Source organism: Acidiferrimicrobium sp. IK, assembly GCF_025499425.1.
GTDB lineage: Bacteria > Actinomycetota > Acidimicrobiia > Acidimicrobiales > Palsa-688 > Acidiferrimicrobium.
This window is the reverse complement of record NZ_JAIMCB010000001.1, coordinates 589780-603115: the sequence shown is the minus strand read 5'-3', so window position 1 is coordinate 603115 and position 13336 is coordinate 589780. Positions and strand designations below refer to the sequence as shown.

Annotated in this window: 7 protein-coding genes; 3 read left to right on the top strand and 4 right to left on the bottom strand. The window is 72.4% G+C overall.

What is annotated here, in order from left to right; all coding sequences use genetic code 11:
- Positions 1-122: 122 nt before the first annotated feature.
- Positions 123-599, top strand: coding sequence for a DUF4188 domain-containing protein (locus K6U06_RS02935; RefSeq protein ID WP_262320389.1), 477 nt, complete (start codon positions 123-125; stop codon positions 597-599).
- 147 nt (positions 600-746) lie between these two features.
- Here K6U06_RS02935 and K6U06_RS02930 read toward each other — a convergent pair whose 3' ends face one another.
- From K6U06_RS02930 to K6U06_RS02915, 4 genes are all read right to left on the bottom strand, one after another.
- Positions 747-2495, bottom strand: a complete 1749-nt coding sequence (locus K6U06_RS02930) for a hypothetical protein (RefSeq protein WP_262320388.1) — start codon at positions 2493-2495, stop codon at positions 747-749.
- Positions 2492-3019 carry a sigma-70 family RNA polymerase sigma factor gene (locus tag K6U06_RS02925; RefSeq protein WP_262320387.1) on the bottom strand — a complete coding sequence of 176 codons (528 nt, stop codon included), beginning with the start codon at positions 3017-3019 and terminating at the stop codon, positions 2492-2494. Before K6U06_RS02925 ends, K6U06_RS02930 begins: the two co-directional genes overlap by 4 nt.
- 31 nt (positions 3020-3050) lie before the next feature.
- Positions 3051-5090: an O-antigen ligase family protein gene (locus tag K6U06_RS02920; RefSeq protein WP_262320386.1), complete on the bottom strand. Its 2040-nt coding sequence runs from the start codon at positions 5088-5090 to the stop codon at positions 3051-3053.
- A 124-nt stretch (positions 5091-5214) separates the two neighbouring features.
- Positions 5215-7356 (bottom strand): bacterial transcriptional activator domain-containing protein, encoded by a 2142-nt coding sequence (locus K6U06_RS02915; RefSeq protein WP_262320385.1) that lies wholly within the window; start codon positions 7354-7356, stop codon positions 5215-5217.
- Between the two features lie 186 nt (positions 7357-7542).
- On the opposite strand from K6U06_RS02915, the gene K6U06_RS02910 reads away from it, so the two are divergent.
- Together K6U06_RS02910 and K6U06_RS02905 are read left to right on the top strand one after the other, a co-directional pair.
- Entirely contained in the window at positions 7543-7734 is a 192-nt protein-coding gene (locus K6U06_RS02910) for a hypothetical protein (protein ID WP_262320384.1), read from the top strand.
- Between the two features lie 64 nt (positions 7735-7798).
- The coding region (locus K6U06_RS02905) for a fibronectin type III domain-containing protein (RefSeq protein WP_262320383.1) at positions 7799-13336 on the top strand (5538 nt) is incomplete at its 3' end.

Here is a 13336-nt window from a genome sequence, read left to right as displayed (position 1 = left end):
CGCCCGGCGCCCGGCCGGGTCGCGGCGCCGGCCCCGGCGGCCCCGGCGCTTCTTTCCTCACCTCCTGCCTACACTTCGCACCGGCCGGCGCACCGAGCCGGGAACCGGAAAAGGGGGCGCAGATGAAGGCGATCGCGGGGCGGAGGATGACCGCGGAGATCGACGGCGACTTCGTGGTGTTCCTCATCGGGCCGCGGGTCAACCGGCCTCTGCAGGCGGCCAAGGCGCTGGTGGACCTCGGCGGCCGGCGGGGAATGGCCCACATGCTCAAGTACCTGGTGGACCACCCGGAGAAGGGCCTCCTCGGCTACCAGCTCGGGTACCCCACCATCGTCCAGTACTGGCGTTCCTACGACCACCTCGAGGCGTTCGCCCGCGACACCGACGACCCCCACCTAAAGGTGTGGCGCGACTACTGGAAGCGGGTCGGGCGAAGCGACCGGACCGGTATCTGGCACGAGACGTTCCTGGTCCGCGCCGGTGAGTACGAGGCGGTCTACGACAACATGCCGCCCTTCGGCCTGGGCAAGGCCGGCCGTCTGGTGCCGGTCAGTGAGTCGTCGCGTTCGCGCGACCGCCTCGGCACGCCCGGGACCTGACCACCAGCGCCGGCCGGGGCGGGACGCGAGTCGGCCCCGGAACCTCGCCGGCCGCGGCAGTCGAAGTCGACTGCCGCGGCCGGCGGTGGTTGCCGGGGCCTGGTTGGGGGGCCTGGTCGGTGAGCGGCGGTTCTGTGGGTCGGCCGGTCAGCCGGCCGGCGTGCCCACGATGTTGATCTGCTGCGCCGGTCCGTTGGGGGCCGCCGAAGGGGTGGCGGTGAGGACCACGTCAGAGGATCCGACCACCGCGTCCGACAGCAGCAGCTGCTCGGAGGTCCCTGCCAGAGCCTGCAGGTCGTAGGTCGACCAGCTCCCGCCGCCGCTGTAGAGCACCGTGGTGCCGCCGGGGGTGTAGATGTCGGTGACCACGCCGAGGGGACCGAACGACGCCTGGTCCGCACCCGACTTATCCGGGACGGTCACATGAGCCAGCGCCGACAGGTCAGTGACGGTGGGGACGCTGCCTCGATAGCTGACCGCCTGCACGTCCCTCGCCGAGGTCGTCCGGATGGTGGTGAGAACGCCACCCACGTAGCCGACACCGTCGAAGGTCCCGCCGGCGGACGCCCCGGGCACCGTGTTCCACGTCGTGCCGTCAGCGGAACGGACCAGCAAGTCGCCGCCTCCCGCCGCCGCGGTCGCGCCTGCTGTCAGCGCGAAACCGTCCGGGCCGGCGGCGACGTGCATGTCGCCGCTCGACACCGCGGCCGGCAGCTGCACTTGCTGGAACGCCTTCCCGTTGGCCGACCAAAACGCCAGCGGCTGGCCGTCCACGACCGCCGCGGCCTGCGGGCTGATGCCCAGCTGGGACCAGCTGTAACTGGCGGTCACCGTGTAGGCCTTGTCGGCGGGGATCAGCGTGGCCCCCTGGGCGCCGTTGCAATCCAACGTGTCGATCCGGCTCCCCGCCGGCGGCAGGCTCGGCGCCACATCGCCCAGCTTGGCGGCCATCTTCGCTGCGTCGGCCGCTGCTCCGGCCGGGGTTGTGGCCGGGAGGTTGCCAGCACTGGTCGTCGCACCCCCGAACGTCGCTGGCTGCCCGGTGCCGCACGCGTTGGGGTCGGGCGCGCCGAGCAGTTCGACACCGGAGCGGCTCGCCGTCCAGTAGTTGATGCTGGCGTGGGGCAGCAGCGCCGGCAGGTTGAGGCTGGCGCTGATGCCGACGAGCGCTAGTGTCCCCTTCGGCCCGGCCGCGACGGACGAGGTGGAGTCGGAGACGTTCAGGGCCCCGGCCGGGGCGCCCAGGCTGATCGGCAGCGTGGCGGTCGACCAGGCGCCGGAGGTCCCGGCGCGCGACGCGACCTGGAAGCCGCCGCCGAGCGACCCGCCGCCGGACGCGGCGTTGGCCGGCCCGGTGCCGACCGCGTAGACCTGGCTGCCGTCGACGGCCAGGTTGTCGACGTGCAGCCCGGCGGGTGCGGCCGCCACCGTCCAGGTCTTGCCGTCAGCCGACTGGTACAGGGTGGAGGTCAGCGGCCCCGACTGGTTGGCGATCTCGCCAGGACCGCTCGACACGGCGTACACCGCCTGACCGGACCCGAGGGTGGATACGTATCCCACGGTCGGCATGTAGAGCGACGGGGTCCCGGCCGACGACGCCGTCCACACCAGTCTCGGGGTGGAGGCGCTGGGCGCAGTCGCGCTCTGGGCGCCCTGGGAGGTGGACCCGCCCATCCGCAGCTGCCGGTTGGCGTGGCTGGAGCCCTGGCCGGCGATCACCAGGCCGGTCCCGGACCCGCCGGCGACGAACGCCACCGCCGCCACCACCGTCCGGCCCTGGCGCCGGCGGCGGTGGCCGCGGGCGATGACCCGCCCGACGTTGCCGGGGGTCGGGCTGGCCCGGCGGGCCCGGTCCTCGAGATGTTCGCTGATCATGCGGTCGAAATCGTTGGTCATTGCTGCTCCTCGGAGCGAAGGTGGGAAAGGCGGGCGGAGAGAATGCGGTTGGCGCGATGCAGGCGGCTTTTGACCGTCCCGACCGGCGTGTTGAGGGCTTCGGCGGTCTCGGCTTCGGACCAGCCGAGGAGGTAGCGGCACACGACGACGGCCCGCTGGCGGACGTCGAGCTCGGCCAGCGCGGCGGCCACCGCCGGTTCGGCCATCGCCGGGTGCTCGAAGGACCCAGCTGGCGGTTCGAGCGGCGACGATCGCCGTCGCCGGCGGCGCAGCACCGACGTGCTCCAGTTGAGGGCCACCCGGTAGACCCAGCCGTTGGGGTTGTCCAACCCGGCCACCTTGCTCCACCGCTGGTAGGCGCGTGCCATGGCTTCGTCGACCGCGTCGGCGGCCAGGTCGGTGTCGCCGATGGTGGCGGACAGGGCTCGCACCACCCGGTCCCGGTTGGCTCCGTAGTAGCCGGCGAAGTCGTCGTGGCTTACGCCGACGGCCTGGGTCCCCGGGTAGATCGCCGTTGCGTGCATGTTCACAGCCGGTACACGCTCAGGGCGTTCGTCAGGTTCCATCGCCGGCGCCGTTCGTCTCGGGGCTGCTGGTCGGGGGGTTGCTGGTCGGGGGGCGGGCGGTGTCGAGGCTGCGGAGGACCGCGGTGGCCGGGGCGGCGGCGGGGTCGAGGGCCAAGGCCCGCTCTGCGGCCCCGCGAGCCAGGGCGGGCTGGCCGTGGCGGAAGTAGAACACCGCCAGGTCGATCTCGGGTGAGGGACTCGACGGGGCCAGCCGCGCCGCCGCGAGCCACGACGCGACCGCCTCGCCGGTATGGCCGCTCGACGCCTCCGCCACGCCGAGGGGCACCAGCACAGCGGGGTTGCGCGGGTCGCGGCGCGCCAGGCCCGCCAGCGCGTCGAGCGCTGCCCGCCAATCGCCGGGGGCGGCGGTGAGCTGTGCCCGCTGCTCCAGCAGCTGGGCCCGCTCCAAGCCGACCACCGGATCGGCCGGCGACACCCTTCGGGCCGCGGCGACCTGCCCGAGGGCCCGGTCGATGCCGGTGAGGGTGCCGGCCGCGGCGTCCACGTGCGCCGCGGCCAGCCTGATGACGATGTTCCCCGGCGCGTCGTGGGCGGCCCGGGCGGCCCTGGCTGCTCCTCGCGACGGGTCGGCCAGCGCGACGCGCATCTGACGATCGGCGGTCACCGCCCGCACCCCGAGGAAGGCGACCACCACCACCGCGGCCACGACGACCGGCGCGGCCAGGCGGGGCACCCGCAACCGGACCAGCTCGCCGTCGGACGCGACCCGGGCGCCGACCACCCCGGCGAGCAGCCACACTGTCGGTTCGAGCTCGGCGACGGGGAAGAGGAACAGGGCGCCGACGGAGTAGGCGACCAACCCGACGGCCATGCCGGCCACAGCCGCCTCCCCCTTCCGAAGCGCCCTCCACATCAAAGCACCGGTCACCGCTAGCAGCGCCAGGTAGGCGCCGAGACCCGGCAGGCCGGTCGTGGCGGCCACGTCTAGGAGGCTGTCGTGGGCCCGGTCCGGCAGCGGGTCGCGGCCGTAGGTGCGCTGGTAGCCGGCCCCGACGGCGGCCCCGAACGCCAAGCGGTACCCCTCCGGCCCGGTCCCCGTCACCGGGTGGGCGGCCACCACCCGCAACGCCACCGACCACTCGGCCAGGCGGCTGGCCCCGCCGCCCTGCCCGGCCTGCACCGCCGCCGGCAGCCGACCGGCGGTGCCGGTAGCGACCGCCAGCCCGAACGTGGCGCCGGTCGCGGCGAGCACCACGATCGCCGCCGCAGCAGCCCGCTTGGACCACCACTGCCCCGCCGACTGCTCTGAACCCGCCGACTGCTCTGGCCCCGCCATCCGCAAGTCCTCGGCGTCGCCGAAGCGGCCGGCGAGCAGCCGGCGCAGGGACGACCGGCGGGCCAGCGCCAAAACGGCGGCGCCGGCGACGACCCCGACCCACGCGGCTCGGGCGCCGGCGCCGATCAGGGCGACGTAACCGGCTCCGGCGCACACCGATGCGCCGGCCCGCCACCGGGGCGCCCACCCCCCATCCGCGGCCACCCCTACGGCGACGGGGACCAGCAGCGCCGTCGCGGCGCCGAGGTAGTCGGCGTTGCCGAGCGGACCGACCAGGCGACCGGACGCGGCGAGCGCCACCGGCTGCCACCCGAGCAGCTCGGCGATCGACCACACCCCGATCGCCCCGCACACCGCGGTGGCGGCCCCGGCCAGCACCCGCAGATCGCCGTCGTCGTCGACGGAGTGGCCAGCCAGCCACGCCAACGCGCACAACCCCCACGTAAGAGCCCCGAAGTGCCGCTGCGGTGTGCCGATCCACGCCAGGCGCCCGTCCATCCCGACGGCCGCAGCGACCGCCACCCACGCCAGCCACACCCCCCACACCACCAGCCCCCGCCGCCCCACCGCGACCGCCCGGCCGGGCAGCGCCAAAGCGGCGCCGGCCAGGGTCACCGCCAGGACCGCCGCCCAGCGAGCCGGCCCGAAAGGGGACCAGCCCGACGGGTCGACGACGAGAGTTCCCACCGCAGGCAGGGCGGCCAGCACCAAGACGCGTGCCGGCCTTCTCACGTCCAGTACACGCCTGGCGCTGCGTTTTGGTTCCATCCAGGTCTGGGTCTGGGTCCTCGGTCCGCTGACCGCGCAACGGCCTCGGAGTGACCGGGCCGGTATCCCTGCCACAAGTCGGGGATCGCTACAGACGCCGCAGCTTGGCCTGCAACTCTCGGATCTCCGGCGACAACGGCACTCCGAGCTCTCGCAGGGCCGATTCCGCCCTACGGGTTATGGAAAGAGCCTCGCTGGTCCTTCCGCCTTCCGCCAGGATCCGCGCCGCCTTGAGGTAGAGATTCTCGTCGTAGGGCTCGACCGCCAAGGCGTTTTCCAGGTGCCGGACTGCCGTCTCGAGCAGCTGCCGGCGGCACGCGATGTCTGCGGCGAGGCCAACGACGGCGAGGTAGCGGCGCCGCAACCGTTCGCGGGGCCCGGTGGTGAAGTCGAGGTGGCGGTCGGTCGGCAGCAGCTCGCCTCGGTAGAGCTCCGCGGCTTGTTGGGCCAACTCCCCCGCTTCGCCATCCCCGGCCGCCCCGGCCTTCTGTGCCTCCTGCGCCATGCGCTCGAAGATGCCCACGTCGACGGTGACGCCCTCAGCGAGGACCACCCATGAGCCGTGCCGCTCCACGATCGGACCGAACTGGCGGCGGATCCGAGCCATCAAGCTCCGAAACCGGGCCCGTCCGACGTCAATGTCTGCGTCCGGCCAAAGCTGATCGACGAGCTCCTCGACCGGAACCTTTCCGGCCAGCGCAACGGATTTCACCGCCTGCGCTGTCACGCCATCACCCGATTCACGGGCTTGGCCGTCCACCTCGACGCGGAACTCGCCGAGCATCTTGATGTGCACAGGCACCCGAGCCGGCGCAAGGGACCCTGATCCCATCCCGGCCGTGACAGAGCCTTTGGCCTCCCGCACGGTCGGCCCTGCGGAGTCGCCGGCTAGAGCGGCCACCTTGTTGGACGCTCTGGCGGCCCACGCCGCGGCCCCGATCCCCTCGAATCCCTCCGCCGCCAGGAGCAGCAGAGGCCCGGCCCGGTCACTGTCCCCGATCCTGATGCAGTGCTCCGCCATTGCCATCTGCGTCCGGGCCCGGGCGAACGTCCAAACCGGCGCCGGGTAGTGGTCGAGCGCCTGGCAGAAGAGCGCTTCCGCCTCGGCCGGATCGGACGTCAGCGCAGCACGGCATCGGATGACCGCCGCCGCGGCCCGGCCGTGGCTGGCCATCTGGCCTCGCGCCTCGAGCCGTTCGAGGGTCCGGTAGGCCTGCTCGGTGCGCTCGAGGGCGATGTAAGCCTCGACGAGGTCGGCCTCCCAGAGCATCACTCCAGGGCTCGGCCGTTCCGGGGCCGGCTGGGCCGCGGCCAGCACCTCGTACCAGTGGGCGGCCGCCTCGAAGCGCCCGAGGCCCAGCTCCAGCAGACCGAGAGCCGACAGCGCCGCACAGCGGATCGAGGGGTGGGTACCGGCGGGCGAGTCGAGCAGGGAAAGGGACCGGGACCGGCAAGCGTCGGCGCGGCCGAGGACGGCTTCCACCGTCGCCAGCTCGGCGGTGACGAACGGTTGGGTCGTCGCCTGCTCCGCTGGTCCGCACAAGTCGAGAGCCTCGTCGGCGGCCCGCCGCGCCGCTTCCCACCGTCCGAGCCGGTGATCGAGGACCGCGAGGGCCAGCAGTACAGCGGGAAGCGCCGACCACGAGCGCTCGCTCCTGTTGCGCGCTTCCAGCCCCACCAAAAGGCTGCGGGCCGGCTCATAGCCCTCCGCCCAGATCAACGCCAGGCCCATGGTCATCGCGAGCAACCATGAGTCGCTGCCAGGCACGACCACTCCCAGGACCTGGTCCACGTCGGGCAGGGCGCGCCCGCCAAACCCGGTGCGGCTGCCTGCCACCAGCGTGGCCCCCAACGTCGCGGCGCAAAGGACCCGCACCCGGTCCTCACCACAGCCCGCGTTGCGCACCGCCCGCTCCGCCATCTCCTGGGCCGGAGGTACCTGCCCAGATTGCAGGGTCACGGCCGCCACGTGGGCCCACATCAACGCTGCCGCGGCGGGATTGACCGGCTCTGCGTCGGCGGCTTCCGAGAGCAACAGGCCGCGCCCGACCTCCACCGACCCGCTCAGCAGAAGGGCCCTTCCGGCCACCAGCGCGGCATCCGCCCTCGCCCGAGGCGTGGTGGCCGCCTGCATGGCGCTCAACGCCATCTCGGAGGCCCGCCGGGCGGAGCCGGCCGTCAGCTCCCGCTCGGCGTCCACCAGCGATCCGCCTGCGATCTGTTCGCTCACCGAGTGGTCCAATGTTCAGCCTCGGCGGAAGTCTAGGAACTCTCGCAGCCGGCGTCTCGGTGATGCCCGGTTTGGCCGGGTTTGGCACGCCGCTTTGACCGCGGTCGCGATCCTCCGGCGACGGCGGATGGGGCCACGACACGCGGACGACACGGCGGGGACACGGATGCTTCTTATGTTCCGGCCGTGCGCGTCTCGTTCGTGTTGAGGGTCGACCCCGACCAACTGCCCTCCGGGCGCTTGGTGGGGGAGATCGAAGAAGTGCTGTCCGGGCAGACGGGGGGCGTGCAAGGGCCCAGCGACGTGCTGGCGTTCTGCCGGAACTCGGTGTCGCAGACGAACGGCTCGATCCAAGAAGGGGAGGCTGACGGTGAGTGAACAACAGGCGTTGCGGAGCGGAAGGTCCCGGCCGCGGGTGCTCGCTCGGCGGACGGTCACGGGGTTGACGGCCGCGGCAGCGCTCGTCGGCGCGCTGCTGGGCGGCGCCGTCCCGGCGCACGCGAGCCCGGCTGCGCCGGCATGGACCACCGCGTCCACGCTTACCCCGGCCGGGCAGAGCGACCCGATCCTCAACAACGACCGCATCGATGTCGCGATGGGCGCCGGCGGCGACACGGCCGTCGGGTGGCTGGCGGGCATGGCGAACGGCAACGGTCCCGGGACAGTAACGGTCGCCTACCGGGCCGGGCAGGCCGGTGCCGCCTGGGAGACCGCCACGCTCACCCCCACCGCGGCAGCCATCACCGAGCCGCGGGTGGCGGTGGGCAGCAACGGGGATGCCGTGATCGCGTGGGAGCAGTCCGACGGCCTGTACGCGGCTTACCGCCCGGCCGGGGCGGGGAAGGGCTGGACCGCTCCCCAAGAGGTGCGGCCCTCCAGGGACTACGCCGAGTGCGGCTATAACAACTGCCCGGAATCAGGGGTGTCCGTGGCGATGGACCCCGCCGGGAACGCGATCGTCGGATGGGGCGAGCCGAGCCGCGGGATCGGCGTGGCGCCGCTCGTCGCTTACCGGGCGGCGGGGGTGTCCTCGACCTGGTCGGCGCCCGAGGAACTGAAAGATCCGACCGGCAACCCCCCGCAGCGTGCCGGGGATCCTCTTGTGGCGTTCGACGGCGCCGGGAACGCGGTAGCGGTTTTTTCCATCGGCGTGGTGAACTATTGCTTCACCTGTTCCTTGTACGGCTTCGTCGTCGCTGACCGGCCCCACGACACCGGCGCGTTCGGGACCGGCAGCTTCGCCGACAGCCAGACCGTCGATCCCCCGACCCATAACGGAGGACCCAACCTGGATCTCGCCGTAGCGTCCAACGGCTCCGACGCCCTGTCTTGGTACTACCCCTACGGGGGGCCTTCCTACCTCGCCTACCGCCCGGCCGGGCAGGCCGCGTTCGACACCCCGGTGCAGGGCGACTACGGGACGGTGTCGGTTGACCCGGCCGGTGACGCGATCGCCGTGGAAAGCGGGCAGGACTACTTCCATCCCGCCGGCACCGGGCAGACCTGGAGCAGCGTGGGTACCGGGCCGTTCGTGCCAAAAGACCCCTACACCGGCCAGATCGCGCCGGCGGACGTAGCCATGGACTCGACCGGGCAGGCGGTGGTGGTGGGATACAGGACCGACCTGAGGACCTACGCCAACGGGTCGGTGGCGGCGATCCGCCACGTCGACGGAACCTGGTCGGACGCGACCGATCTCACCTCGGCCAGCGACGCGTCGGCGAGCCAGCGGGTGGCCACCGACGCGCACGGCGACGGGATCGCCGCGTGGGTCGAACAGGTCGACGGCCACGACGTGGTCCGGGTTGCGGGCCTGGCCGGCAGTCTCGCGCTGTCCGGGCTGGCGGCCCCGGCAGTGGCCGTGCAGGACCGTCCGGCGGCGTTCGCCGTAGACGTCCGAGACGTGTGGAACGCGGTGGCGGATTCCGCGGTGAAGTGGACGTTCACCAACACGAGCCAGCCAGCCGACCAAACGACAGCGACCGGCCGCTCGGTGTCCCACACCTTCTCCTCTCCGGGCGTCTACGACGTGACGGTGACAGCCGTCGACGGCAGCGGCCAGGCGGCAACAGCATCAGCGCGGGTGTCGGTAACGATTCCCCAGGCGCAGTTGACGGCGTCAGGCGGCGCAGCCGGGGACGGCCTCGGCTCGTCGGTCGCGGCGCTCCCGGACGGCTCGGTGGTCGCGGTCGGGGCCCCCGGGAGCGCGGTGGGCTCCAACGTTGGCCAGGGAGCGGTCTACATCTACGCCGAGACCGGCGGCGTCTGGACGCAGAAGGCCGAGATCACCGCTCCTGACGGCACGCCCGGGGACCACTTCGGAGCATCGGTTGCCGCCTCCCAGGGCGACGGCGTCAGCCAGATCGTCGTCGGCGCTCCTGGCGCCGGCAGCGGCAAGGGCGCCGCCTACGTCTACACCCTCGGCTCCGGTAACCAGTGGGGTCAGGACGCGGAGCTGAGCGCGTCCGACGGCGCGGCGGGGGACCACTTCGGATCTGCGGTCGCCGAATCGTGGGACAGCACGGTGGCGCTGATCGGGGCACCGGACCGCTCGCCCGGATCGGCGACCGGCGCCGGGACGGTGTACGCGTTCCAACGGACGTGCTCTGTGGCGTGCTCGTGGAGCCAGGCGGAGGAGCTGGCCCCCTCCGACGGCGCCGCCGGCGACCGGCTCGGCGCGTCGGTGGCGGTATCCGAGGCCCAGGGCGACACAGGCGGGGGCTGGAGCTACCAGCTGCTGGCCGGGGCGCCGGGCAAGACCGTCAACTCTCATGCCGGGCAGGGCGGCGTGTACCTCTTCGGCTTCAACCAATCCGTCCCCGGTGGGCAGGCCCCCTCGGCCAAGCAGCTGGCCGAGCTGACCGCCAGCGACGGCGCAGCAGGCGACCAGTTCGGTGCTGCGGTGGCCGCATCCGGATCGGATCGCGTCGCAATGGTCGGTGCCCCGGGGAGGACCGTCGGCGCCAACACCGGCGAGGGCACCGCCTACGTGTTCACTCTCGACCTCTCCAACGGCTTGGTGAACCAAGCCGACGAGCTGACCGGCCAGGACGGCGCGCCCGGCGACCACTTCGGTGACGCGGTAGCGGTCTCCGAAGACGCCACCGCGGCCGTCATCGGCGCCAGCGGCAAGGCGGCCGGGACCGTCGCGGCGGTCGGCGCCGGCTACGAGTTCCGCTACTCCGGCGCCTGGCACCAGGAGGCGGAGGCGATCGGCCCGTCAGGGCAGTCAGGCGACGGCTACGGCCGGGCAGTGACCACCTCAGCGCACGGGACCGCTGTCGATGTCGGCGCACCGGCCGAGACCGTCGGCGCGAACTCCGGGCAGGGCGCGGCGTACGGGCTCTTCCCGGTCCAGGCGCCGAGCTGCGCCACGTCGGCGGGGAAGCTCGTCGGGTGCCCGACCCTCGGTGACGACATGCTCGGCCCGTCGGTAGCGCCGTCGCAGGACGGCACCGTCGTGGTCGCCGGAGCGCCGCTGCACTCCGTCGGAGCCAACCCTTACCAGGGCGCCGCCTACGTCTACACGTCGACGGGTGCCGCGTGGAGCCAAGCGGAGCAGCTCACCGCCGGCGACGGGAGCGCCTACGCCGGATTCGGCTCGGCGACCGCGACCTCCTCGGACGGCTCGACCATTCTGGTCGGGAGCGACGAGACCGCACCGTTGCTCTACACCGACGCTGCCTTGGACGGGTACCAGGCACACTTCCAACAGCCCGGCACCGCATATGTGTTCGCCAGGGCCGGGTCCGCATGGCAGCAGTCCGCCAAGTTGACGGCCGCGGACGCAACGGCATATGACGGGTTTGGCGCCTCGCTGGCGGTTTCGGCGGACGGCACCGTGGCGGTTATCGGAGCCAGCCGGGCCAACAAGGCTTACGTGTTCACCCTCACTAGCGGGAGCTGGCACCAAGCAGCCGAGTTGTCCTCCGGCGCTGCGTCACCAGGCGACAGCTTCGGGGCGTCGGTCGCCATCGCACCCGACGCCTCCGCAGTGCTGATCGGAGCGCCGGGTGAGACCGTCGGTTCCAACAACGGTCAGGGCCGCGCCTACCTGTTCGTGAAGTCCGGCTCGACATGGACCCAGGGCGCCGAGCTCACGGCTGGCGACGGCGTCGCCGCCGACGGGTTCGGCGCCGCAGTCTCCCTGGCCTCGGGAGCGGCGGAGGCCCTGATCGGGGGCGGCGCGAGCAGCGGGGGCGCGGCCTACGTGTTCGCACACTCGGGCCAGACCTGGGTGCAGGCGAGCGAGATGAAAGATGCCGGAGGCAACGAGGTGGACGGCTTCGGCCGGGCCGTGGCGATCTCACCGGACGGCACCTCAGCGGTCGTCGGGGCTATGGGAATCAAGGTCGGGTCCAACAACCTGCAGGGGGCCGCCTACGTGTACACCAGATCAGGGAGCGGGTGGTCGCTATACAAGTCTCTCGTCGCAGGTGACGGTTCGGCTGACGACTTCTTCGGCATATCGGTCGGGCTGGCGGCGACCTCGCACACCGTCGTGGTGGGAGCGCCCCAAGGGGAGGAATTCGGGAACCTCAACGGCAGGCCGGGTGCGGCGTACGTCTACCCGGCGGCGACTCCCACGGCCACCGCACCCACGGCTCCGGACCAGAGCGCGCCGACCGTCGGGGACGGCACGGTGACCGTCCACTGGACGGCACCGGTATCCGACGGCGGTTCGGCTGTGACCGGCTTCGACGTCTACCAGGCGCACTCGGCAGGCGGCGAGGACTACACCGCCGCCCCCGCCTGTTCCGCCGACGCGACGGCAACCAGCTGCACGGTGAGTGGGCTCACGGATGCGACGACGTACTACTTCACCGTCGTGGCCACCAACGCGGTCGGCGCCAGCCGCCCCTCGAGCGAACTCTCGGCGACGCCGGTTGCTCCCCCTCCCCCACCACCACCGCCGCCGCCCGCCGGCACACCAGCAGCAGCCGGACCGCCGCCGGGCACGTCCAGCGCGAGCACGACGGAGATCGACTCGATGGTGATCCCCGCTTCAGGGGGGACCTCGACGCTCAAGGGGACCGCCTCGTCGGGGCAGGTCGACGTGACGGTGCCGTCCGGAGCGCTGCCGGCCGGCACGGTGGTAACCGGGTACCTGCTCGACACGACCAAGTTCGCTCCGCCGCCCGGATCGGTGCTCGTGGGTGGGTTCGGGGTGTCCTGGCAGGCGCCCGACGGCACGGCTCCAGACGCGTCGCGACCGATCACCTTGACGATCACCAATGACCCTTCCATCAAGGCCGGCGACGTGGTCTACGTACTTGATGGTGACGGGAAGAAGACCAGGGTCGGCACCGCAACAGCGGACGGCACGGTGACGGTGACCTTCACCGCCGACCCGGCCTTCCTCATCGCCAGGGCGCAGAGCGCTGCCCCGGCGGGCGCCGGCTACCGGCTGGTGGCGAGCGATGGCGGCGTGTTCACTTTCGGCGCCGCAGACTTCTACGGCTCCCTTGGCGGCAGGCAGCTACCGGCTCCGGTTGTAGCGACCGCCAGCACCGCGGACCGGGCTGGCTACTGGATGGCCGGAGCCGACGGTGCGGTCTACGCCTTCGGTGATGCCACGTCCTACGGGTCTCTGGCCGGGACCCGCCTGGCGGCCCGGATCGTCGGGATGGCCGCCACCCCAGACGGGCGGGGCTACTGGCTCGTCGCCTCCGACGGCGGCGTATTCAACTTCGGTGACGCCACCTTCTACGGCTCCACCGGCAACGTCCACCTCAACCAGCCCATCGTCGGCATGGCCGCGACGTCGGATGGAAAGGGCTACTGGCTCGTCGCCTCCGACGGCGGCGTATTCAACTTCGGTGACGCCACCTTCTACGGCTCCACCGGCAACGTCCACCTCAACCAGCCCATCGTCGGCATGGCCGCGACGTCGGATGGAAAGGGCTACTGGCTCGTCGCCTCCGACGGCGGCGTATTCAACTTCGGTGACGCCACCTTCTACGGCTCCACCGGCAACGTC